Raw genomic sequence first — 21,831 nt, 5'->3', positions numbered from 1 at the left:
AACAAGCTTACGGCGAGGTATGGTGCTCATCGCTGTAATCTCATCGCTGTAATCTCATCGCTGTAATCTTATCGGTGTAATACAATCGTCAGGAGCACCACCGCATCTTCACGGCTGCTTAAACTGTGTGCCACACCGCCCGATAAATACAACAACTGACCGCTGTTCAGCACTTGAATATCACCATTGCAGATCATCTCAATCGAGCCCGATACACATTGCACCGTGATTTCTCCAGCCACTTGATGTGTTGGCATGGTTTTGTCTTTGGGTAGAATCAATCGAATGACTTCTAATTCTTGGCTCTTGAACAATGCGGTGGATTGTTTGGCACCCAATTCATGGGCAGCAGGAAGAATGTTCAACACTTGGCCTGAAACAGCATGTGGAATGGACATCATGGTCTCCTTGGAATGGCGCTCAAAGCAGTCAAATGGGTTGAGCATGTGTTTGTACTTGTTGTTTTTATTGTGAAAGCAGGCTTTGCCATGCGCGCCTGTGAATACACTTTAGCACAAATAAAAAGAGATTGGTTGAGGTGGTTTGGGATGTGCCAAGGCGGGCTGCGTTTGTTTGTATTGTTTTAATTTTTGAGCCCATGTGTTGTCTTATTTGTTGTTACTTGTTGTTACTTGTTGTTACACTCAAATCCATTTGTGATCGATCTGTTGTTCAACGAATGCAGGCAATAAGGCTTGTTTTAGATTTTTGGTGCTGCTGCGTGGCTGTTGCATGATGCTAAAAATGTTGATCAGGGGTGAGGGGTGTGCACCAATATGGCCAACCCATCCGTATGCATTCACCCTTCCAATCCGCCTCCAAATACCGCAATCGCGGCTTCTGCATCTTTCAGCCCCATCGTCCGTGTGACGCGCGTTTCAGGGGTGATGCAGGCACTCAATAAAATATCTCGATCGATCCCCGCTAAACCTCGGTAGCGCAGTGTTTGGAAATCCATGCCTTGTGCTCGCAATTGTTCTGCGACATCACGGCCTTGGGCTTCGGCGTAGGCGTATAGGGGTTCGGTTCGGCCTGCAATGGTGAATTGCAACCAAGGTGGGTGAACCATTAGAATTTTTCCGGCTTCAAACAGGGGGCGCATGCGTTTGTAAAAATACATGAGCATGAGTGCGCCGCTGTGAATGCCGTCGGCGTCGGGATCGAACAGCAGAACGATGCGTTCAAAGCGCATTGTGTTTATGTTGAAGTGTTCACCTGCGCCTGCACCTAAACTGCTTTCGAGTGCGTTGAATAGGGGATAGGCCGAGACTTTGGCGGCGGTGGCTTTGAGGGCGTTCAGCGGCTTACCTTGCATGGGCAGGACTGCTTGACATTGCCCGTTGCGTAAGGCGGTCACTGCGCTGGCGGCGGAGTCGCCTTCGACGATGAACAATTCTGTGCCTGCGCCATGGGTGCGGCTGTCGGCGAGCTTGATGGGGGTGTTTTTAAAGTACATGGTGGCTCAAATCATGGCGTGGGTGGGTGCGGTGCTGTATCATACTGCTTGTGTTGTTCCGAAAAGCAAAACCCTGCTTCTTACCTGTTGAGGATGTGTTTTTGGGAGGCAAAATCTGGGGCATCCCAATGATAAACAAAAACAACCACGATGGTTTTAAAGAGGGATTGTTTTGGCGGTACTGGGGTATATTTTGGGTGATTTGGAGCTGATCTTCAGTGAATTTGTCAATCATTCAATGTTTCAGTTGATGGTTTGTGCGGTTTTCTTAGAATCCGCCGTAACTGAAATCTCTAATTTTAAGCAAACGCAAAAGAGGGTTTTACTTTGCGATTAACCTTTGTGATCATAATAGGAGAGGGCATGGAGAACACAGCAATGAACACAACAGATGCAATGGTGGCCGTCGTGCCAACGGTGGCGGTGATTTGTGCGGCGGGTTCTGGTTCACGCACGGGGTCGCCGTTGCCGAAGCAATATAGAGAGTTGAATGGCGTGCCGATGTTGGCTCATGCAATCAAGGCCTTGTTTAACAGTGCATGTGTGCAGCAAGTCGTGGTGGTGCTGTCGCCACAGGATGCGTGGTATGACGTGTTGATTGCACCGTTGGTTGGCGATGCGGTTCAGGTACTGCGTGTGGGCGGGGAGACTCGGGCGCAGTCGGTGTGCAATGCGTTGGATGTGCTGGATGAGCAATACGATGAGGCGTGGGTGATGGTGCATGATGCCGCACGTCCTTGTATCACGCCTGCATTGGTTGAGGCGTTGCATGATGCTGTGTTGCTGCACAGTGCAGTGGGGGGGGTGTTGGCGATGCCTGTGGTCGATACAATTAAATTATCCGATGATGGCGTGTTGGCCAAAAAAACCTTGGATCGTAAAAAGCTGTGGGCGGCACAGACGCCACAAATGTTTAAATTGGATGTTTTGTACAATGCATTGTCCGACGCTTTGGTGGACGAACATGTTGCAGAGGGCATCACCGATGAGGCGAGCGTGATGGAGTGGGCTGGTGTGTCCCCCATGTTGATTGAAGGGCATGTGAGTAACTTAAAAGTGACGTTTGCACATGACTTTGAGTTGGCTGAGTTTTGGTTGGAGCGGGCAAGCAGACCTGTGCAAGCCTTGGCGTGATGTGTTTTATCGAGCCAACTGCTATGAGGTACTGCATTAATGGGTTGAAGGGAAGTGAAAAACTTGTTTGACCCTGTGTTTTAAGTGACTTGCATTGACTGCTTGAGGCAAGCGTTTTAAATGTATTAAATGATGTACTAAATGATTTATTAAAAAGTGATGTATTAAAGATGCATTAAATGATCAGATGTATTGGATGATTAAATCATCAAATAATTGACCATATGAAAGTTTTAAATGATTGCAGTTTCTAATTTACCCGTTTTACCTTTTCGCATCGGGCAAGGGTTTGATGTGCATGCTTTGGTGAACGATCGCCCGTTGATCATTGGCGGGGTGACGATTCCTTTTGACAAAGGCTTGCTCGGGCATTCGGATGCAGATGTGTTGTTGCACGCCATCACCGATGCGTTGTTGGGGGCGCTGGCACTGGGTGACATTGGACGGCATTTTCCAGACACCGATCCACAATTTAAAGGGGTGGACAGTCGTGTTTTGCTTAAACATGCCTACCAAAAAATTCTTGATGCGGGTTATGTGTTGGCCAATTTGGACTCCACCATCATCGCGCAAGCACCCAAAATGGCACCACACATCGGCAGCATGCGTGAAAATATTGCGTTTGACTTGGGGGTGGATGTGAGCGCGATCAATGTCAAGGCGAAAACCAATGAACAGCTTGGTTATTTGGGGCGTTCGGAAGGCATTGCATGTGAAGCAGTGGTGTTGTTGATGAAGGTGTCGGCATGAGTGCAACTTTATTGGCCGTGGACACATCGAGTGCATATTGCTCAGTGGCCTTGAGCCACCAAGGGGTCAGCAGTAGTGAGCATCTGATGACAGAGCAAAGCCACTCCGAAAATGTGTTGCCTATGGTGCGTCGGCTGTTGGAGGCACGCGGGATGACGGTGCAGGATGTCGATGCGTTTGTCGTGGGCATTGGCCCCGGTGGCTTTACGGGGGTGCGTTTGGGTGTGGCTGTGGTGCAAGGTTTGGCATATGCGACAGGTAAACCCGTGATTGCGTTGCCCTCATTGCTGGCTTTGGCGCAAGCCGCATTTGAATCTCAACCTGTCGAAATGACGGTGCTGGTGGCGAATGATGCACGGATGAATCAGGTGTATTGGGCGGCTTATCATTTCGATGTGGCGGGTGCGTATTCGACGATTCAAGCGCCGAGTTTGGGTGTGTTGGACGATGTGATCGCATTTACGGAGTTGCAAGAAGTGGCCGTACGACAAACGATGCAATTGGCTGGTAATGCGTGGACAATTTTTGAGGCTTTCAAGGCTTGGTCTTTGGCGCATGAAGCGGACGGTGTTCGTATGGCTGCGATGAACCACGATGCACCCAATGCATTGTATTTATTGCCTGCGGCGCAACGGTCTTTTGCAGCCAGTGGGGGTGTGCCACCGCATGATGTGTCTCCCTTATATGTGCGTGATAAAATTGCGCAAACCATCGCCGAGCGTGAGGCGGCAAAAGCGATATGAACACAAACATGAGCGCAAATATGGCATATCGCCGTTTGTGTGCCGCTGATTTGCCTGCCGTTGCTGATATTGAAATGGCGGTGCAGATTGAACCGTGGTCGCGTGCGCAAGTGCTTGAGATTGCAGGTCTGCTGGATGGGGGTTACGTGGCTTGGGTGGCCGAAGATGCGTTTGGACAGGTGCAGGCGTATTTAATCGCACAAGTGGTGATTGATGAAGCTGAGATTTTAACAATTGGAGTCGCGCATGCTGCGCAAGGACAAGGTGTGGGCGCGGCATTATTGGTTTTTGGCTTGATGGACATTCGCGCTTGTTATCCAGATGTGCAAGCGTGCTTTTTAGAAGTGCGTGTGAGTAATGCCGTTGCCCGCACTTTATACGATAAAAATGGTTTTGTTGAGGTTGGACGGCGCAAGCATTATTATCATGATCCTGTCACGGGGGCACGTGAGGATGCGCTGATTCTGCGCTGTGATGTGATTGAACACACATACAGCACATCAAATGAATAAGTAGATATGGAAAAAAGTGGCTTTTTTCGTGTTTTTTAAGAAATGAATGAGGGTTGAATGGATCAAGTGTCCGATGATGTGTCTGCTGTGTTAACGTACCCTGAACACCATGCCGTTTGGCTGGATGTGATGGGCATTTCACGCTGGGCGAGCACGGCTTCGCTGGGGGGGGCGGTCTCTGTGGCCAATGCGCCCGTGTTGGAAGGTTTGCCTGAACCTGTTTTAGTCGTTGCGGCGAAAGCGGTTGTGGCGGATCTGCCCGTGTTGCCGAAAATCATTCAAGCAGCGCGTTATTGGGTGATTGGCGTTGCACCGCTGGATGATGATGCATGTCGTTTGCTGGCAGGTATGATGGCGGCGATTCAGGCGACTGAGGGCGAGGTGGTTTACAGTTCGGTGCAGGATGGGGTCGAGCATGTTCAAACCACTGGGATGGCGACATGGCCGCGCCTGAATGTGTGTCATGTGTCGGAATTGAATGTGTCGTTACCTGAAACATTGAGCGTGTTGTTGTTGGGTGATGTGGATTTTCCCGAGGGGCACCACCGTGTCTGGCGGATTCCTGCTTTAGCCGACATGTTGTCTGAGCCTTTACTCAAGCGCGAAGCATGGGTGGGTTTGAAGGCCATGTGGGCGCAGCCTTAAGCATCCAAATGATGTGCATGTTAATTGTGACATGTTGATCTGACAATCGCGGCCTTGATGGCCGCGATTGTTTTGAATGCATGCTGATGCGCGTGCTTATTTTTTATGTTTAGATGCTGCGTCTTTTTGGTTCTTTTGGACACGGGCTTTAAGTTGCGTGTGCATGTTATCCAAAACATCATTCCAATGATCTGCTTTGGTTTGACGAAATAGATGAGTACCTTCATACCAATAACTGGTGTCACGTTTTTTGCCATAACGCCAGTCGGCGAGTTTGGGCAATGGCACCCATGTTTCTAAGCCCAAACCACCTGCCAAATGGGCGATGGAGGTGTCGATGGTGATGACCAAATCCAAATTGCACATCAATGCGGCTGTGTCATAAAAATCGGTTTGATCCAAGCTGAAATCGACAATGTGAAGTTCGGGTAACAATGCGGCTTCAGCACCACGTTCATGGTTTTGTAAACTGATGAACTCAACCTCATCAATGACATCCTCAAATTCGCTGAAAAGGGACAGGGCAATGCTTTTTTTATTGGCAAACCGCACGAACCGTTGAACCGCCTCTGCGGACACTGTGCCCCACATTAAACCCACACGAAATCGACGTCGGCCGTCTTTGGCTTCACGTCCTTGGATTTTGATACGCTCGTCATAATGGGCGATGCGCGCTGCATCAGCGACCAAAAATGGATGGCGGTTGGCATCAAAGTCAGCTATGCTTTTGCGGTAACGTTGAAGCAAATGCCCCATGGGCAGTTGTGCGCTGATGGGCAATTGAGCCACTTCTAATGCAGGCGTTTCATACTTGTGTGCAAAGACCGTGGTGTTTGGAAAGCTGAGGGCAAACAAGCGCACAAGCGCAGGTTTGCAGGCGATGACAATGCGTGTGCCCGTGTGTTGGGCTTCGGCCAACAGTTCATTCATTGTGGATAAGAACATCATTTCATCGCCCAAACCTTGTTCACCATGAATCAACAAGGTTTGACCTTTATGAAACACCCCGTCCCACAATGGGTAAGGGAAATCATAACAGTAGGCATTGTTCAGTGCGCTGCTTTCAAAACGGCGGTTGTAAAAAGCAAAGCCTGATTCAAAACGTTCATTTTTGAGCTCATCCAGAGCAAATCCCCAGCGTGCAATGTGATCTTCGGGATCATTCAATAATTTTTGATACAACTCAGCTGTTTGTGTGCTGTATTGTTCCAGCAGGGCGTAACAGGCAATCAAGCGATTGTAAAATTTGCCATAATGGTCTTTACCCAAAGCAATGAGTTTGTGCAGGCATTCGATCGCCATTTTAATGTGGCCATCCAAACGTAGGTGCTCAGAATAGTTCCACAGTGCATCGGCATGATTTGGGTCGATGTGGATGCAGCGTTGATAATGCAGCATGGCGCGCAGCGCATTGCCCATGATGTCGGCATAAGTTGCTGCATTGTAGTGGTAAATGGACTCATCGGGTTTTAGACGAATGGCCTCAAGCTGTTGCATGTACGCTTGATCGAAAAGGTTGAGGTTGTTAAATACCAATGCCAAGTAAAAATGGATTTGTGGGTTGTTCGGTAAGATTTCTACCAATTGTTGTCCAGAGATTAAGGCATCGTTGAAGCTCCTTGCAGCAAATTGCTGCTCAAATTGATTGATTTTAGCGAGGAGTGCTTCTTGAGTAAGGGCAGTTGTGGTTGGATTCATGCGGTTTGGTTCAGATGGGGTCAATTGAGTCATCGGTGGTGCAAAAAATAAATGTGGTGATCTTGCTTGTGTCTTGCTTATGCTTGGCTTCTGCATCGCTTGATGTGGGTTAAACAAAAACAATACGGAAAAATAGAGCCCTATGCTTAGACCCTATTATTCTGTGATTCCTGTGGTTGAGCGTTTGATTCAAAGCACTTCATTGGCATGATCAGCCAAGCGCGAACGCTCGCCACGCATCAAGGTGATGTGCGCGCTGTGTGGCCAGCCTTTGAAATGCTCTACCACATACGCCAAACCTGAAGACCCTTCAGTCAAATAAGGCGTGTCGATTTGTGCCAAATTACCCAAACACACCACCTTTGTACCTGGGCCTGCGCGGGTGATGAGGGTTTTCATTTGTTTTGGCGTGAGATTTTGCGCTTCATCTAAAATCAATAATTTGTTGACGAACGTGCGTCCGCGCATGAAACTCATGGCTTTGATTTTCACCTTGTTTTTAATCAACTCGTTGGTGGCTGCACGCGCCCATTCACCTGCATTCGCATCGCCTTTGATGAGGATTTCCAAGTTGTCTTGGAGAGCCCCCATCCACGGGGTCATCTTTTCTTCTTCCGTGCCAGGTAAAAAGCCAATGTCTTCACCAACAGGCACCGTGATGCGGGTGATGATGACTTCCGAATAGCGTGCTGATTCAAGGGTTTGTTGTAGCGCTGCTGCGATGGTGACCAGTGTTTTGCCTGTGCCCGCTTGACCGAGCAGGGTGACGAAATCGATGTCTGGATCCATCAACACATTCAGTGCGAAATTTTGTTCGCGGTTGCGTGCACCAATGCCCCACACACCATGTTTTGGGTTGCTGTAATCGATCAAGGTGCGCAATGTGGCATTTTTTGGCGCATCTGAAGCATCGGCTTCTATTCCCACAATTTGAGCATAAAAACTGGCGACCTCGGGTTGTTCAAGAAACACAAACTCATTCACGCTCATCTGCGCCACCAAAGGCCCCTCAATGCGGTAAAAGGTATGACCGCCTTCTTGCCATGATTCGAGGTTTTTGCTGTGGTTTTCCCAAAAATCAGCAGGCAAAGCCATCTGGCCGCTGTACAACACATCGGAATCTTGGATCACTTGATCGTTGAAATAGTCTTCCGCATTTAAACCCAGTGCACGTGCTTTGATGCGCATGTTGATGTCTTTTGACACCAACACAACGCTGCGATCAGGGTGCAACTGTTGCAAACCATGAACGACGCCGAGAATTTGATTGTCGGCTTTGCCCGATGGCAAACTTTTTGGTAAGTCATCGTTAAAAAATTGGGTTTGGAAAAACAAACGCCCAAGGTTGGATTGATTGTCCAATGCATTCAATGGCACGCCATCATCGATGCCGTTTGCCACCGCACTCATCAGTTGATCCAGCATGCGAGACACTTGACGGCCATGACGGGCTGTTTCAGTGGTGCCTTTTTTATGGTTATCAAGCTCTTCTAAAGTGATGAGTGGCAGGTAAACATCGTGCTCTTCGAAGCGGAAAAAACAAGAAGGGTCGTGCAGCATGACGTTGGTGTCGAGCACGAACAGTTTGCGGGTGGCATTCACTTCAGACGTTTTACTGGTGCGTTTGTGATTTTTTGCGGCAGGTGCATTTAACACGGGCGCACTGTGAGCCAGTGGTGGGCGAGTGACTGGTGCTTGTGACACCGCTGGAGCAGTGGGTGCCGCTTGTGCGGTATGTGCTGTATGTGTTTTGACGGGTTTGGCTGTCGTTGGCGTGTGGCTTGGTACCGCAGCTGCTTGCGTCATCGTCGCATGTTGGGCTGGGCTTTGGGCAACACGTGGGGCTGCTGTTTTCGTTTTTTTCTTGGCAGTTGATGGTGCATGCTGTGCTGTGGGTACTTTTGTTTGTGCAACTGCGTGACCGCCCGCAGGTTGAGTCAATAAACTGCCTTTTTTGGTTGGGGCTTTGGGTAAAGGCATGGTGATCTCCAGAAGGAAGTTGACAATCGATATGGCTTGTATCATACATCACTTAAAGCCATAAACGCAAAAGCCCGTGCACGATTTGCATGGGCTTTGATTGGTTTTATTGCGGATGTTTCAATGTGAAAAAAATGTGAATCCTGTTGTGTGCATCGGTATCAATGGTGCATTGCATGGGTTCAGTCTGATGCCAACGTTTTGACAAAGTTCAATACATCTTCAATGTGATTGGCGACCCTTACTTTTCGCCATTCTTGAATCAAAACACCTTCAGCGTTGATGATGAAGGTGCTGCGTTCAATGCCTCGCACCTGTTTGCCATACATCATTTTTTGTTTGATGACATCAAATTGAGCACACAGCTGCTCTTCAGTATCGCTGATCAATTCAAAAGGCAGTTCAATTTTATGTTTGAAGTTGTCGTGTGATTTCAATGAATCTCGAGACACGCCAAAAATCACAGCATTGGCAGCAAGGAAGCCATCGTGTGATTCACGAAAAGCAATTGATTCGCTGGTGCAACCGGGCGTGTTGTCTTTGGGATAGAAATACAGCACAACAGTCTTGCCATGATGGTCTGACAGTTTGAAGGGTTGTGATTCGCCGATCACCGCTGTCGTCATGGGCAGGGTGATGTCGGTGACGGCTGAGTTTAGGGCGAGGGTCATGTGCGGTGTTCTTTAAAAGTGATTGAAATGATATGAGGCTGCGACATAAGTGAAGCATCGTAAAATGGACTGCCTTGGTACAGCCCGCTGATTGGTTAATTGGGCAATAAAATCAAGGCGAGTACGCGGCGGCCTTCGCTCATGAGCACATTATAGGTTCGGCAGGCTGCATCACTGCTCATGCATTCCACGCCAATGCGCGCTTGAGTCAATGGGGCGAGTAGCACGGGATGAAGGAAATGTTGGCGCACGCCTGTGCCGATCAACACCACCTCAGGTGTGGCCTTGGACACCGCTTCAAACAGCTCGCCTGTTAAATCGGCAATGGAGTGGGCGGTCAATGTTTGAACCGCGCCTTCAGGTGTCACCCAAATGCTGCTTGCGAAAGGGATGTTGTTGACTTTAATGGCATTTTCGTCGCATGACGTGATGGCATTGAGGTTTGGATTGAGATCGGGTTGAAAGTGCATGGGATGGCCGTTTAAATTTTAAGTGAAAAATACTGATAAGGCGTGTAAAACCAAAAAAAATTATAAAAAATATTTATTTTCCGAGTTTTCGATGGAAAAAGCCGTTGCGCTGGTGTACACTCAAGGCATTCGCCCGTGCGTCGCCATTCTGTATTGGCGTGCGCACATCATGTGTGTGCTCATTGTAGCAAAATACCGCTGTTGTTTATCAATGCCAGATCTTTCTTCGGCTTTTGGTTTTTATACAAATTGGGATAAAAACATGACATTTAAAGGGCATTAACCGAATTTATTTACAATTTATGGGTGATTGCCTTCAGTTCATGGGGGCTTTGACCTTAACCCATACAATCCCATTTTTCCTCATTTTTAGCCAAGAAAGACAGCCGATGCGTCCCCTTCAAAAATCACATAAATTAGACAACGTTTGTTATGACATTCGTGGCCCCATCATGCAAAAAGCACAAGCAATGGAAGCGGAAGGGCAGCGCATCATCAAGTTGAACATTGGCAATGTGGCCTCGTTCGACTTTGAAGTGCCCGAAGAAATGGAACTGGATTTAATCGCCAACCTCAAGCATTCAGCGGGTTATACCGATTCAAAAGGCATTTTTGCAGCACGCAAAGCGATCATGCACTACACCCAGCGCAAGCACATCAAAGGCGTGACGTTGGAAGACATCATCATTGGAAACGGTGTGTCTGAGCTGATTGGCTTCGCCATGCACGCGCTGCTCAATGTGGGCGATGAGGTGCTCGTGCCCATGCCCGATTACCCTTTGTGGACGGCTTCGACCACGCTCGCAGGCGGCACCGCAGTACATTACTTGTGTGACGAGGCAGATGGTTGGAACCCATCGATTGCGGACATTCGTGCAAAAATCACACCAAAAACCAAAGCGATTGTGGTCATCAACCCAAACAACCCAACAGGTGCATTGTATTCTGACGAAATTTTGTTACAAATTGTTGAAGTCGCCCGTGAGTTTGGCTTGGTTGTGATGGCAGATGAAATTTATGACCGTGTGTTGTACGATGGTAACACCCACACGGCGATTGCCTCATTGGCCGATGACGTGTTTTTCATCAGCATGAATGGTTTGTCAAAAAATTACCGTGCCTGTGGTTATCGTGCAGGTTGGATGGTGTTGTCGGGTGCAAAAGAAGCCGCCGCCGATTACATCGAAGGCTTGGTCATGCTCGCCTCCATGCGCCTGTGCGCCAATGCGATGGGGCAATACACGATCCAAACTGCACTGGGCGGTTATCAAAGCATCGATGACCTTGTCGCTCCAGATGGACGTTTGGCACGCCAGCGTGATTTGGCGTATGAGTTGATCACAGCGATTCCGGGTGTGACCTGTGTGAAACCAAAAGCGGCCATGTATTTATTTCCGCGCCTTGATCCAGCGGTCTATCCGATTGAGGATGATCAAGAATTTGTGCTTGAGTTTTTAGAGAAAGAAAAGGTTTTGGTGGTGCAGGGTACTGGTTTTAATTGGCATGCGCATGACCATTTGCGCTTTGTGTTTTTGCCGCATGAAGAGCAATTGCGCGAAGCGATTGGGCGATTTGCACGGTTTTTGAAAGATTACCGTGAGCGTGCGGCAACAGCAGGAAGTTCAGTGGCTGTAACGACCTCGGCATAAATTGTCGCGTCAGATCAATTTGATCAAATGAGATTCAAATAAAAAGGTGAGCATCGCTCACCTTTTTATTTGAATGCATTGTACGCTTTAAGATATGTCAGATTAAATAGCCGAATGGCTATGATTTTCGGAGGGCAACACATCACAAAACCAAAACCCCTTGGTCTCCACAGGGGAGGCGCAGTCATAACGGTCGTCTGATTCATCTTTTGCAGCAATAGGCATGGGCGCTTGCAATGGGCGGTACACCACTTCACCGCGATTGAAAGCCACAGGCTGGCTGAAAATCGGGCCATCAAAACAAAACGTGTGGTATTCGCCATTCTCACCGCAAGGATCAACGTGTGTGGGTAAATCGGCGACAAACCCTGCATCAATTTCCCGCCCCGCCCAAGATTCATCCAAATAGGCATCGTTGATGCAGCAAGTGATGGTTTTAAAACCTGTGTTGATGAACGTTTGAATCAGCTCCGTTGTATCGGATTGCCACAGTGGAAATGCTGCCAATAAACCAACTTTTGCCAATTGCCGCTCGCGGTATTCACGTAAATCTTGTAAAAAAATATCACCAAAAATCACATGTGTCACGCCATCGGCTTGCACCGATTCAAGTGCCGCACGCATTTGATCCTCGTACTCACCGTGGGTGCTGCCGCCGACCCACACTTTATGGATGGGCAAGCCAATCGCCGCCGCTTGCGCATCGAGCATGCTTTCGCGCACGCCATGCATTGAAATTCGCGCAAATTCAGCATTCATTGTGGTCAGTAACCCAACCACTTCAAAATCATGTTGCGCACGGTGCAAAGCCATGGCTGAATCTTTGCCGCCGCTCCAACACATGATGGCTTTGGGTAATGTTTTGCTCATAAAATACCTATAAAAAATTAAATAAAAACAAATCGCTTGGCCCGCATTGAATCGACTTATTGAGAAAAAGCGTGTTTCGCACTTCTGCGTGCCTTGGTTTCAGTGAAAAGAAAGATCGCTGATGGGTGTTCAATGTTTCGCTCAAACGCACTTCACTTGAACTATCGTCCAGCAAGATTTGTTTGCTGGGCAATGAGCGACAAAGTAGCGGACTGGATGCGCCTTATTGTTGGACATTGACGTGACCATAAGGGCAATGGCGGCACGCATTGCCACAACATTCGCCTCGTTTGAGTAGATACCAGCGCGACAGCACCCAGCGACCTGTTTCAATCGTGTAATCCAAGCCCTCAATCAACGGCATGCCTTCACACGCCAAAGCCTCCGCAGGTGCGGCATCATGCACCGCGATGGTGTCAATTTGAGTCTCAATGTGCGCCTTGGTCTTCTCGGTTAAACACTTGGGGCACAAACAATCACTCACCCCATCGCAGCTGAAAATGGCAGGGTAGTCCATGCACCAGCAATCGGCAGAGAGACAGCCCGAACAGTCAAACACCGCAGCACAGCGGTGACAGGTTTTATTCATCATGACCACTTTTGAAAAGTTTTAAAAAATCAGCAATAAATCAGCAATACGCAGCTTGAGTGCGCAATGTATGGTGCAAACCCATCGTACAGCGTTTATAGGGTGAAAACCATAAGTGTTCCATCATGCCGTGCTAGACACGGCATCTACTCAATCAAGATAGATTTCAAATCAGTGATGACCGACCGATGACTTCATTCACTCAACATGGCAGGCGGTGATTATAATGAGCTTTGTTCCGTTTTAACATACAAAACATACCAGACACGCAAAAAATACGCCCCCCATTCCTTGAAAAATAAAACCATGAAATACCCCAAAATGCCTCTAGAAACGCACCCACATGACCCATCCACACGTTACCTCACCAGCTGGAGCGGTGGTAAAGACAGCGCATACGCTTTTTGGTGCGCCCATCAGCGCGGCGCAACCCCCGTCGGCCTCATGAACATGCTGGCTGAGACCGGCGAGCGCTCACGCTCTCACGGCCTACCCCCCAGCGTTTTGCGGGCGCAAGCCGCCGCACTGGGCTTGCCCATTACTTTTGGGCAAGCGGGCTGGAATGATTATGAGCAGGTATGGGTGACTCAAGCCCAAGGCATCGCCGCCAGCACCCACGCCACCCATGTGGTTTTTGGCGACATCGACCTTGAAGCGCACCGCGATTGGGAAGAGCATGTGTGCGCCCAAGCCGCACTCCGCGCATGGTTGCCGCTCTGGCAACGGCCGCGGCTGACACTGCTCAACGAGATGTTGGACATTGGCATGCAAGCCCTGATCGTCTCCGCCCGTGCCGACTGCATTGACCTGCTTGGAGAAACGCTTAACCCAGAGGTCATTCGCAGCCTGACCGAACGCGGCGCGGACGCTTGCGGTGAAAATGGTGAATACCACACCTGCATCACCCACATGCCGAATTTCAACCAAGCGATCAAACTGGTGCATGGTGACAAGCAAATGTCACCCGAAGGCTATGGTTTTTTACAAGTCGAACTCTGTACCGATGCAATCAACGCATGAACTGTTTTAAATGGATGCAGTGGTTTTCAAATGCACCGACCGCATCCCCACAATGCTTCTTGCTACCAACATTTGACCATCAAATGCTTGAAAAAAGAGGGCAAACATATCCGACATCACTCCATATCAAACAGTCATTTCATCCAACACCGATTTTGAATTTTGATACACTGAGGGAAAAAAGCCATGACAAGCACATCAAAAAAATCACGCATCCTCTTATCCACAACGATCACCGCACCCCAAAAGGAGAATCAAGCATGACCACAGGAACAGTCCAACTGCACCGCGTCCTCCGCACACCACCCGAACGCGTCTACCGCGCCTTTCTCGAAGCCCCCGCATTGGCCAAATGGATCCCACCTTACGGCTTCACCTGCACCGTGCACCACCTCGACGCCCGAGTGGGCGGCACATTCAAAATGTCATTCACCAATTTTGGCACAGGCAACAGCCACTCATTCGGCGGCGAATACCTTGAACTCACCCCAAATGAATTTCTACATTACACCGACACTTTCGACGACCCCAATCTCACAGGCAGCATGGATGTCAAAATAAGTCTGAAAAAAGTGCTGTGCGGCACTGAAATTCAGATCGAGCAATCGGGCATCCCCGAGATCATCCCCGTGGAAATGTGTTATTTGGGCTGGCAAGAATCCATGGCGCAATTGGCACAATTGGTTGAACCCGAGATTCTAGAATAGGTTGAAAATAGCTTAATGATGAATCAATTTTTAATTCACACGAGAGGCATTCAAGCCAACCAATGATTGTTTTTGATGTTTGACTTTGTAGTGAGTCAATGTTTGGGCATAATCAAGTTGAAAACATTTAAAGAGGAAATATATGCGTAAAGCACAACTTGCAATCTTCGGGACATTTCTAAGCATAGCCACTTTAGGCAATGCCTATGCTCAACCAACTGAAACCATTGATGGTTCAGAGTCGTTTAAACTGATACCAGATGATGTGGCTGCACCAAACCCAAAATTAACAGATACCGTTGATTTTACTCAGCTAAGAAATGCATATGGAAGGCGCTCTGACTTTCAAATGCGTTGTGAATCATCTCGTCCAACAAAAGACTGGGTTGATGCAATGCAAGCCCAAAATTTCAATGGTGCATACGAAGTCATTACAAAATGGTTTAATAAATGTCCTGTAGATATGAAAGTCCATTTTTGGGCTATTGACACGCTGAAGAAGTTGGGAAACCAGGGAAAAGCAGATGCCCATAAACGGTGGATTTTTGGATTAACAGACTCAATCATCAAATCGGGAGATGGTAGAACGCCTAGGACTGCTTTTGTCACAATATCGGTCTCAGAGGAATACGCATTATTGACAATGTTTCGGCAGCAGCGAGTGAAACAATCTTTAGTACAAGGGCCGCCAATGGTTGATCAGATGTTAATCGAGCCAGTGGGTGGAGGGGGCGAACAGCAGGTAATTTACTTTAATCCGTATTTGCATTTTGTTCGGTTGTCTCACATGTTAGATAAAAGTAAGTCCAATTAAATCTCCTAGCCTGTTAAGCAAGTTTGCTAAAACTCATTTTTGGCATCGAATATTGTTATTAAGGATTACGTATGAGAAAGCTATTACTGGTCATTACTCTTTTTGTTTCTTTTTCTGCATTGGCTAGAGAGATTTCAGATTTTGATATGGCTACTTATGAGTTACTTGGAAAAAATGGGCAGCTCACTGGTATGCAGATGAGATTATCGAGAGCCAATAATCAATGGGTGATGGAGGGAAAAGAGAGGGGGGCACCGTGGCGAAATATAAGTTGTGATCGTGGTTGTGAATACAGGACGTCGACAAAAACTGAGCGGGAAATGTACCTGACTTCTTTTCCTGCTGATATATCAAAGCAGTATGATCTTTCATGCATCCAAAACATGGCGAATGCCTTCTGTTGGCTCGCAAAGAAGAGTGAACCGATGATAGGAGGGTATGTTCTGATTGCTTTGGTCACGGGCAAGCCCGTTCCAATGTCCTTGCAGCGGCTGACAAATTAGTTATAAGTTGGACTGATCTGCCAAGCACAGTCCATTTTTATCTAGTCTTCAATTCCCGTTGCAAATTCAATCAAAAATTGTAAATCTGTTTTGCCGTTCCAGTCGTTGCGTTGCAGTTGGTAGGCGCAATGGATGGTTTTTGGCATCATTTCTGCGTGAAAAAACCAAATGGCATTGAATGTGCCGTGCTGGTTTTGTAGCGTTAGTTTTAAATGGGCATCTTTTAAAATCCGTTGTTCAACAACGGTGAATGTGCCTTCGAACAGGGGGGCGGCGAATCCTTGTCCCCACACTTGGGTGTTGATGGCGTCGACGTTGGCGATGGAGAGGTCGTTGGCGTCGAGTGCGCCGTCGGTGAGCAGTTGTTTGGTGAAGACTTCAGGTTCGCTCATGGCGAGGACGGCGGCTTCAAATGTGTTTTTAAACAGTTCAAAATCGTCGCGCACAATCGTCAAGCCCGCAGCCATGGCGTGTCCGCCAAATTTGACGATGGTTTCGGGGGCGTGTTTGTTGACCCAGTCGAGCACGTCGCGCAGGTGGATGCCGTTGATGGATCGCCCTGAGCCTTTGAGGAATTCTTTACCGTCGGGGGCGAAGACGATGGTGGGGCGGTGGTATTTCTCTTTCAGGCGACCTGCAACGATGCCGATCACGCCTTGATGAAACTCATCGTGGCTGACGCAGACGGAGAATTGCACGTCGACATCGAGTGCGGACAGGTTGATTTCAGCATCTTCGCGCATTTGCTGTTCAATGGCTTTGCGCTCTTTGTTCATGTCGTCGAGCTCAACCGCGATCGTCCGTGCTTCGTTATCATCGTCGGTGGTCAGGCAGCGAATGCCGAGGCTCATGTCATCCAGTCGCCCAGCGGCATTCAAACGCGGCCCGACGGCGAATCCCATGTCAAAACTCGATGCTTTGCGAAATTCGCGTCCCGCCACGGTGAGCAGGGCGGCGATGCCTGCGCTCATTTTGCCCGCCCGCATGCGCGCGAGGCCATTGGCGACCAAAATGCGGTTGTTGTGATCGAGTTTGACCACGTCGGCGACCGTGCCCAGTGCGACCAAATCGAGCAGTTCTGCAAGGTTGGGCATGGGCTGTGTGTCAAAATGCCCCCGTTTTTTCAGTTCGGCGCGCGTGGCGACGAGGACGTAAAACATCACGCCCACGCCTGCGAGGTTTTTGCTGGCAAATGTGCAGCCGTGTTGGTTGGGGTTGACGATGGCGAGTGCAGCGGGCGTTTCGTCTGCGGGTAAATGGTGGTCGGTGATGATGACGGGCATGCCGAGCGCATTGGCGCGTGCCACGCCGTCGATGCTGGCCATGCCGTTGTCGACGGTCAAGAGCAGGTCAGGTTTGGTAAAATCTGGGTGATTGGCGGCCAATTCGACAATTTCGGGCGATAAGCCGTAGCCATAATCAAAGCGGTTGGGGACGAGGAAGTCCACGTGTGCACCCAATGCGCGTAAGCCGCGCAAGCCAACGGCGCAGGCGGTCGCGCCGTCGCAATCGTAGTCGGCGATGATGACGAGGTGCTTGTGTTGCTCGATCGCGTCGGCGAGGTGGCGTGCAGCGTTGTCGATGCCCAGTAAACCATCTGGGGCAAGTAAGCCCGTCAGTTCAAGTCGCGCATCTGCGGCATCGTCGATGCCTCGTGAGGCAAGCAGGCGGGCGAGCAGGGGCGAATGTCCAGCGGCTTGGAGGTGGCTGGCGGCGGTGGGGTTGTTTGGGCGGGCGGTGAGGGCGGTCATGGGTGCTTTATTACGGTTCTGAACAGCAGATCTCGGCTGTTTTTCCCTGCATGTTTTTTTTGTTTTTTGAAAATTGAGTGGGCTGTGATGCGGGGAAAGGCATGAAGTGAAATGTCCATGTCAAATGACATTTCAGATTTCAGAATCGGCTTTTACGGGTGGTATGGATGCGGGTGAAACGAACTCAGCATGTCAACTCAGATGCCTGCTCAATTCAACCCGCCTACTTTGTTAGGAGCGTCACACGACCCACTGAAAAAACATTGGGTCGTGGGTGAATGTTCACGGTGTTTGTGTCAAAAAATCAAATGTCGGTTGTTCAAGCCATTGCAGCGGTTTCTTTTTGGATGAAGCAAATTTACCTTTTATGTTTTCAGTCCATGAGGGTTGAGTGATGAACACATCTTGCTGCCACGTTTCACCCAAAAAAGTCATGATGGCTTGACCATCGTCTTTGATCGCATCGATCACAGTTGATAATTGCAAGTTGAGCCATGCCAGATGGGCATGGATGTCGTTGATTTCATGCTGGTTTGGGCGGCGAATCATGGTGGTGAGTGCGTTGAATTGCAAAAGTTTTTCTGAGTTCATCGCGCGTGCGTTGATGCCGCCATACAGCCACAGGCTGTTGATGGCGACTTGATTGCGTTTGGCTCGTGCTTGGTTAACGGGGTGTTCAAACCACATCATTTGGATTTCGGTCAACAGCGTTTGCCAGCGTTTTAAATCACGCCCATGAGGTAAAAAACTTTCCAGTTGATCGCTTTGTGCCAGTCGTAAACTGGGCGCATGGTAATCAAAATGATCCATTGTGCGGATGTACCACGTGTTTGCAGAGGCCACATGAATGTGCCAACCCAGCTCGGCCAATTTCGGCGCTATGCTGGCCAGCAGCACTTTGGCTTCTTCGATGCTGATGTCGCCATCGTCCAATGCCATTAAATTCACGTGGTCTCGGCCTGCGCGCCAGTGGACGGGTGACAGTGAAAACCATTGGGCAAATGTTTTATCGGCCAAATCTTTGATCGCAGCAGGGATGTGGTGGGCCACCGCTTGCATCAGCGATACGCCTGTGTCAATGGGCAAGCCGATTTGCTCAAGGACATACGCATCGTGTGCGTTATTGGGGCAATCATCGGGAAAAATGGTCGCCGTGCGGCGCATGTTCATTTTATCCAATTGAGCCAATACGGGGTAAGTGGTGCGCCAATCGTAATCTGTGCCAACGTTGGCATTTTTGGCAACAGCGAAAGCCAAAGCATCTGGATCAAGGGTAATGTGTTCAAAAACAGCAGGAATGTGGAGACTCATGGGCAATAACCATCTCATCAAAGTCAAGTGGGCATCAAATCGGTTGAAAAACCCAACAGGACGGGGAAAAATAACCTGTACATGATAAACTATTGCCTGCTTTTTGGTTTTGAAAATGCGTGATTTTCATAAGGCGCACTGTGGATTTTTGGTGGTTTTTATTTCATTTTGTGTCGCTTTATTTCATTTTGTTTTGTTATATTGTTTTTTTTATTCGTTTCATTAAGGGCAGCATGAAGCATTCATTTGAGTGGTTGTTAGGTTGGCGTTACACACGTGCGTCACGAGGTGCAACAAAAAATCGTTTTATCTCTTTTATTTCTGCGTTGTCGATGGTGGGCATCGTGCTGGGCGTGGCGGCTTTGATCATCGTGTTGTCGGTGATGAATGGTTTTCAACATGAGGTGCGGGAACGCATGTTGTCGGTGATTCCGCATGTGCAAGTGTATCCTGCGCCCGACACACCCGAAGGTTGGGAAGTCCCATTGGCACAAAGCATTGAGAAAAATAAAGAAGTGGTTGGCATTGCGCCGTACATGAGCAGCCAGTCGATTGTCTTGCAGGACGGTGAAATGGTCGGTGTCAAAGTCGAAGGCATTGATCCCACCCAAGAGGGCAAAGTGTCTGAGGTGCCGAAAAAAATCATCCAAGGCAGCTTGGCGGATTTGAAAGAAGGCGAATTTAACATTGTGCTGGGTGTTGAATTGGCGCGTCGCTTGGGTTTGGAAGTGGAGAAGGATAAGTTCGCCCTCGGTGAGCCCGTAACTTTACTGGCTCCTGAAGCCAACATCACGGTGGCCGGTGCGATGCCGCGCATGCGCCCATTTAACGTGGTGGGCATCATCAAAGCGGGGCATTTTGAAATCGACAATTCATACGCCTACGTCAATGTGAACGATGCAAAGAAACTGTTTCATGAAGGCAATATGGGCTTGCGCGTGAAAATCAAAGACATGGATCAAGCGAAAGCGGTCGGTCGTTGGATTGAGGATAACGCCAGCCAGCCCGTGCTGACACAGGATTGGACGTCGATCAATCCAACATGGTTCTCGGCCGTGAAAACCGAAAAAACCATGATGACCATCATTTTGCTCATTATCGCGATTGTGGCGGGTTTTAATTTGGTGTCGATGTTGGTCATGACGGTCAATGAGAAGCAGGCTGACATTGCGATTTTACGCACCCAAGGCGCATCACGCCGCAGCATCATGCAGATTTTTATGATTCAAGGGGCATTGATTGGCGGATTGGGCACGCTGATTGGTGTGGTGCTTGGTGTGTTGGCCGCGTGGAACATTGGTTCGATTGTGCATGGCTTGGAGCTGCTGTTTCATTTTGAGGCTTTGCCTCAGGGGCAATATTTCATCAGCCGCATGCCGTCGGAAGTGCGTTTGGGTGAAGTGGTGTCGATTGCGGTGATGAGCTTTGCCCTGAGTTTGTTGGCCACCATTTATCCAAGTCGAAAAGCCGCTGCGGTTGAGCCAGCAAAGGCTTTGCGGTATGAGTAAATAGGAACAAGCAGTTATAAAAAAGATCGTAAGAAATGACCGCAATAAGATTGTAAAAATGATCATGTGACGCATCAGAATCTGAAAACATGTACTTTCAAATGCTTTAATCCTGTTGAAAGGGCACTCAGGTTAAAAGGCATGGTGTTCCGCCATGCCGTGCTTGACACAGCATTTCCCATATTGGACATTGTGGGTCAAGCGCACAATGGCACATCGGATTATTTAAGATTCTGATTATAATTTTGACCACAAAATACAAGTCAATGTTAGACAACAAAACGAATTGGACGTTGGAATATGTTTGAAAACACAGTGTTACACGCCAGTGGCGTGGCAAAAAAATTTAAAGACAATGCACTGGATGTTGAAGTGTTGCGTGATGTGTCCATCGATGTCAAGCGCGGGGAGTGCGTCGCCATCATTGGTGCATCGGGTTCAGGTAAATCGACCTTGCTGCATGTTTTGGGCGGTTTGGATGTGCCTGACACAGGTGAGGTGAGCTTGCTGGGGAAGTCGTATTCGAGCTTGTCGGACGATGCGCGCAACAGCGTGCGCAATTTGCACCTTGGTTTTGTGTATCAATTCCATCATTTGTTGCCTGAGTTGTCGGCATTGGACAATGTGGCCATGCCTTTGTTGATTCGTCGCATGAGCAAAACCGATGCGCGCGCCCGTGCGCAAGCGATGCTGGATAAAGTGGGATTGGGTGAGCGCACCATGCATTTGCCAAGTCAGTTGTCGGGTGGTGAACGCCAGCGTGTGGCGATTGCGCGCGCGCTCGTGACAGAGCCTGCGTGTGTCCTCGCCGATGAGCCGACGGGTAATTTGGATCGTGGTACGGCGGGGCAAGTCTTTGCGCTGGTGCGTCAATTGGCGCGTGATTTGGGCATTGCATTTGTGTTGGTGTCGCATGATTTGAATCTGGCGGCTGAGTGTGATCGCGTGTTGCAATTGGATGCAGGTGTGTTGCAGGAAACCCGTTTGACGTAAGTGAAGTCAGTCGCTGGGACGTTGGTCATGGGGTGGTGAACCATTGCATGCGACCGT

22 protein-coding genes are annotated in these 21,831 nt (G+C 48.9%); 12 read left to right on the top strand and 10 right to left on the bottom strand.

What is annotated here, in order from left to right; genetic code table 11:
- Nucleotides 1-68 precede the first annotated feature (68 nt).
- Complete coding sequence (locus DTO96_RS09225; RefSeq protein WP_225972477.1) at nucleotides 69-401, bottom strand: cupin domain-containing protein; 333 nt, start codon at nucleotides 399-401, stop codon at nucleotides 69-71.
- 398 nt (nucleotides 402-799) lie between these two features.
- The gene (locus DTO96_RS09220) at nucleotides 800-1,456 is read right to left on the bottom strand and encodes a toprim domain-containing protein (RefSeq protein ID WP_114563228.1); all 657 of its coding nucleotides are present in this window, start codon (nucleotides 1,454-1,456) and stop codon (nucleotides 800-802) included.
- Between the two features lie 378 nt (nucleotides 1,457-1,834).
- On the opposite strand from DTO96_RS09220, the gene ispD reads away from it, so the two are divergent.
- From ispD to DTO96_RS09190, 5 genes are all read left to right on the top strand, one after another.
- Nucleotides 1,835-2,590 (top strand): 2-C-methyl-D-erythritol 4-phosphate cytidylyltransferase, encoded by a 756-nt coding sequence (gene ispD, locus DTO96_RS09210; RefSeq protein ID WP_225972476.1) that lies wholly within the window; start codon nucleotides 1,835-1,837, stop codon nucleotides 2,588-2,590.
- Between the two features lie 237 nt (nucleotides 2,591-2,827).
- On the top strand, nucleotides 2,828-3,340 hold the full coding sequence (gene ispF, locus DTO96_RS09205) for a 2-C-methyl-D-erythritol 2,4-cyclodiphosphate synthase (RefSeq protein WP_114563226.1): 513 nt from the start codon (nucleotides 2,828-2,830) through the stop codon (nucleotides 3,338-3,340).
- A complete protein-coding gene (gene tsaB, locus DTO96_RS09200; RefSeq protein WP_114563225.1) occupies nucleotides 3,337-4,083 on the top strand; it encodes a tRNA (adenosine(37)-N6)-threonylcarbamoyltransferase complex dimerization subunit type 1 TsaB in 747 nt (248 codons plus the stop codon). Before ispF ends, tsaB begins: the two co-directional genes overlap by 4 nt.
- 8 nt (nucleotides 4,084-4,091) lie before the next feature.
- Nucleotides 4,092-4,595 (top strand): ribosomal protein S18-alanine N-acetyltransferase, encoded by a 504-nt coding sequence (gene rimI, locus DTO96_RS09195; protein ID WP_157964391.1) that lies wholly within the window; start codon nucleotides 4,092-4,094, stop codon nucleotides 4,593-4,595.
- Between the two features lie 57 nt (nucleotides 4,596-4,652).
- Nucleotides 4,653-5,240, top strand: a complete 588-nt coding sequence (locus DTO96_RS09190) for a hypothetical protein (RefSeq protein ID WP_114563223.1) — start codon at nucleotides 4,653-4,655, stop codon at nucleotides 5,238-5,240.
- Between the two features lie 96 nt (nucleotides 5,241-5,336).
- On the opposite strand, the gene DTO96_RS09185 is transcribed toward DTO96_RS09190, so the two are convergent.
- The 4 genes from DTO96_RS09185 to DTO96_RS09170 all read right to left on the bottom strand — a co-directional run bounded on the left by DTO96_RS09185 (nucleotide 5,337) and on the right by DTO96_RS09170 (nucleotide 10,059).
- Nucleotides 5,337-6,971, bottom strand: a complete 1,635-nt coding sequence (locus DTO96_RS09185; protein WP_114563222.1) for a tetratricopeptide repeat protein — start codon at nucleotides 6,969-6,971, stop codon at nucleotides 5,337-5,339.
- A gap of 156 nt (nucleotides 6,972-7,127) precedes the next feature.
- A complete protein-coding gene (locus DTO96_RS09180) occupies nucleotides 7,128-8,918 on the bottom strand; it encodes a PhoH family protein (RefSeq protein ID WP_114563221.1) in 1,791 nt (596 codons plus the stop codon).
- Nucleotides 8,919-9,100: 182 nt separating this feature from the next.
- Nucleotides 9,101-9,589 carry a peroxiredoxin gene (locus DTO96_RS09175; protein ID WP_114563220.1) on the bottom strand — a complete coding sequence of 163 codons (489 nt, stop codon included), beginning with the start codon at nucleotides 9,587-9,589 and terminating at the stop codon, nucleotides 9,101-9,103.
- 95 nt (nucleotides 9,590-9,684) lie between these two features.
- The gene (locus tag DTO96_RS09170) at nucleotides 9,685-10,059 is read right to left on the bottom strand and encodes an Mth938-like domain-containing protein (protein ID WP_114563219.1); all 375 of its coding nucleotides are present in this window, start codon (nucleotides 10,057-10,059) and stop codon (nucleotides 9,685-9,687) included.
- Nucleotides 10,060-10,448: 389 nt separating this feature from the next.
- Between DTO96_RS09170 and DTO96_RS09160 the strand changes: the two genes are divergently transcribed.
- Nucleotides 10,449-11,708 (top strand): pyridoxal phosphate-dependent aminotransferase, encoded by a 1,260-nt coding sequence (locus DTO96_RS09160; protein ID WP_114563217.1) that lies wholly within the window; start codon nucleotides 10,449-10,451, stop codon nucleotides 11,706-11,708.
- Between the two features lie 102 nt (nucleotides 11,709-11,810).
- Here the strand turns inward: DTO96_RS09160 and DTO96_RS09155 are convergent, their stop codons facing one another.
- Both DTO96_RS09155 and DTO96_RS09150 read right to left on the bottom strand, forming a co-directional pair.
- Entirely contained in the window at nucleotides 11,811-12,578 is a 768-nt protein-coding gene (locus DTO96_RS09155) for a Dph6-related ATP pyrophosphatase (RefSeq protein ID WP_114563216.1), read from the bottom strand.
- A gap of 223 nt (nucleotides 12,579-12,801) precedes the next feature.
- The gene (locus DTO96_RS09150) at nucleotides 12,802-13,170 is read right to left on the bottom strand and encodes a C1orf53 family protein (protein WP_157964389.1); all 369 of its coding nucleotides are present in this window, start codon (nucleotides 13,168-13,170) and stop codon (nucleotides 12,802-12,804) included.
- 303 nt (nucleotides 13,171-13,473) lie between these two features.
- On the opposite strand from DTO96_RS09150, the gene DTO96_RS09145 reads away from it, so the two are divergent.
- The 4 genes from DTO96_RS09145 to DTO96_RS09130 all read left to right on the top strand — a co-directional run bounded on the left by DTO96_RS09145 (nucleotide 13,474) and on the right by DTO96_RS09130 (nucleotide 16,211).
- Nucleotides 13,474-14,187: a Dph6-related ATP pyrophosphatase gene (locus tag DTO96_RS09145; RefSeq protein WP_225972475.1), complete on the top strand. Its 714-nt coding sequence runs from the start codon at nucleotides 13,474-13,476 to the stop codon at nucleotides 14,185-14,187.
- Between the two features lie 260 nt (nucleotides 14,188-14,447).
- Nucleotides 14,448-14,894 carry an SRPBCC family protein gene (locus tag DTO96_RS09140; protein ID WP_114563214.1) on the top strand — a complete coding sequence of 149 codons (447 nt, stop codon included), beginning with the start codon at nucleotides 14,448-14,450 and terminating at the stop codon, nucleotides 14,892-14,894.
- Nucleotides 14,895-15,036: 142 nt separating this feature from the next.
- Entirely contained in the window at nucleotides 15,037-15,708 is a 672-nt protein-coding gene (locus tag DTO96_RS09135) for a DUF4919 domain-containing protein (RefSeq protein ID WP_114563213.1), read from the top strand.
- Between the two features lie 71 nt (nucleotides 15,709-15,779).
- Nucleotides 15,780-16,211, top strand: a complete 432-nt coding sequence (locus DTO96_RS09130; RefSeq protein ID WP_114563212.1) for a hypothetical protein — start codon at nucleotides 15,780-15,782, stop codon at nucleotides 16,209-16,211.
- A 41-nt stretch (nucleotides 16,212-16,252) separates the two neighbouring features.
- On the opposite strand, the gene recJ is transcribed toward DTO96_RS09130, so the two are convergent.
- Complete coding sequence (gene recJ / locus DTO96_RS09125; protein WP_114563211.1) at nucleotides 16,253-17,962, bottom strand: single-stranded-DNA-specific exonuclease RecJ; 1,710 nt, start codon at nucleotides 17,960-17,962, stop codon at nucleotides 16,253-16,255.
- A gap of 282 nt (nucleotides 17,963-18,244) precedes the next feature.
- Nucleotides 18,245-19,273 (bottom strand): hypothetical protein, encoded by a 1,029-nt coding sequence (locus tag DTO96_RS09120; protein WP_114563210.1) that lies wholly within the window; start codon nucleotides 19,271-19,273, stop codon nucleotides 18,245-18,247.
- A gap of 233 nt (nucleotides 19,274-19,506) precedes the next feature.
- On the opposite strand from DTO96_RS09120, the gene DTO96_RS09115 reads away from it, so the two are divergent.
- Together DTO96_RS09115 and DTO96_RS09110 are read left to right on the top strand one after the other, a co-directional pair.
- Nucleotides 19,507-20,781: a lipoprotein-releasing ABC transporter permease subunit gene (locus tag DTO96_RS09115; RefSeq protein WP_114564004.1), complete on the top strand. Its 1,275-nt coding sequence runs from the start codon at nucleotides 19,507-19,509 to the stop codon at nucleotides 20,779-20,781.
- A 300-nt stretch (nucleotides 20,782-21,081) separates the two neighbouring features.
- A complete protein-coding gene (locus tag DTO96_RS09110; RefSeq protein WP_114563209.1) occupies nucleotides 21,082-21,774 on the top strand; it encodes an ABC transporter ATP-binding protein in 693 nt (230 codons plus the stop codon).
- The last annotated feature ends 57 nt before the right edge of the window (nucleotides 21,775-21,831 follow it).

Source organism: Ephemeroptericola cinctiostellae, from assembly GCF_003339525.1.
Lineage (GTDB): Bacteria > Pseudomonadota > Gammaproteobacteria > Burkholderiales > Burkholderiaceae > Hydromonas > Hydromonas cinctiostellae.
Note: the sequence above shows the minus strand (reverse complement) of the source record. Positions and strands in the feature narration are given on the sequence as shown.

Excerpts from the sequence above, each read along its gene's own strand:
- recJ (WP_114563211.1), bottom strand. The coding sequence starts at position 17,962 with ATGACCGCCCTCACCGCCCGCCCAAACAACCCCACCGCCGCCAGCCAC.
- DTO96_RS09110 (WP_114563209.1), top strand. The coding sequence starts at position 21,082 with ATGTTTGAAAACACAGTGTTACACGCCAGTGGCGTGGCAAAAAAATTT.
- ispD (WP_225972476.1), top strand. The coding sequence starts at position 1,835 with ATGAACACAACAGATGCAATGGTGGCCGTCGTGCCAACGGTGGCGGTG.
- DTO96_RS09120 (WP_114563210.1), bottom strand. The coding sequence starts at position 19,273 with ATGAGTCTCCACATTCCTGCTGTTTTTGAACACATTACCCTTGATCCA.
- DTO96_RS09160 (WP_114563217.1), top strand. The coding sequence starts at position 10,449 with ATGCGTCCCCTTCAAAAATCACATAAATTAGACAACGTTTGTTATGAC.
- DTO96_RS09115 (WP_114564004.1), top strand. The coding sequence starts at position 19,507 with ATGAAGCATTCATTTGAGTGGTTGTTAGGTTGGCGTTACACACGTGCG.
- DTO96_RS09170 (WP_114563219.1), bottom strand. The coding sequence starts at position 10,059 with ATGCACTTTCAACCCGATCTCAATCCAAACCTCAATGCCATCACGTCA.
- DTO96_RS09190 (WP_114563223.1), top strand. The coding sequence starts at position 4,653 with ATGGATCAAGTGTCCGATGATGTGTCTGCTGTGTTAACGTACCCTGAA.
- DTO96_RS09220 (WP_114563228.1), bottom strand. The coding sequence starts at position 1,456 with ATGTACTTTAAAAACACCCCCATCAAGCTCGCCGACAGCCGCACCCAT.
- tsaB (WP_114563225.1), top strand. The coding sequence starts at position 3,337 with ATGAGTGCAACTTTATTGGCCGTGGACACATCGAGTGCATATTGCTCA.
- DTO96_RS09130 (WP_114563212.1), top strand. The coding sequence starts at position 15,780 with ATGAGAAAGCTATTACTGGTCATTACTCTTTTTGTTTCTTTTTCTGCA.
- DTO96_RS09225 (WP_225972477.1), bottom strand. The coding sequence starts at position 401 with ATGATGTCCATTCCACATGCTGTTTCAGGCCAAGTGTTGAACATTCTT.
- DTO96_RS09155 (WP_114563216.1), bottom strand. The coding sequence starts at position 12,578 with ATGAGCAAAACATTACCCAAAGCCATCATGTGTTGGAGCGGCGGCAAA.
- DTO96_RS09145 (WP_225972475.1), top strand. The coding sequence starts at position 13,474 with ATGAAATACCCCAAAATGCCTCTAGAAACGCACCCACATGACCCATCC.
- DTO96_RS09150 (WP_157964389.1), bottom strand. The coding sequence starts at position 13,170 with ATGATGAATAAAACCTGTCACCGCTGTGCTGCGGTGTTTGACTGTTCG.
- DTO96_RS09140 (WP_114563214.1), top strand. The coding sequence starts at position 14,448 with ATGACCACAGGAACAGTCCAACTGCACCGCGTCCTCCGCACACCACCC.
- DTO96_RS09185 (WP_114563222.1), bottom strand. The coding sequence starts at position 6,971 with ATGACTCAATTGACCCCATCTGAACCAAACCGCATGAATCCAACCACA.
- DTO96_RS09175 (WP_114563220.1), bottom strand. The coding sequence starts at position 9,589 with ATGACCCTCGCCCTAAACTCAGCCGTCACCGACATCACCCTGCCCATG.
- ispF (WP_114563226.1), top strand. The coding sequence starts at position 2,828 with ATGATTGCAGTTTCTAATTTACCCGTTTTACCTTTTCGCATCGGGCAA.
- rimI (WP_157964391.1), top strand. The coding sequence starts at position 4,092 with ATGAGCGCAAATATGGCATATCGCCGTTTGTGTGCCGCTGATTTGCCT.
- DTO96_RS09180 (WP_114563221.1), bottom strand. The coding sequence starts at position 8,918 with ATGCCTTTACCCAAAGCCCCAACCAAAAAAGGCAGTTTATTGACTCAA.
- DTO96_RS09135 (WP_114563213.1), top strand. The coding sequence starts at position 15,037 with ATGCGTAAAGCACAACTTGCAATCTTCGGGACATTTCTAAGCATAGCC.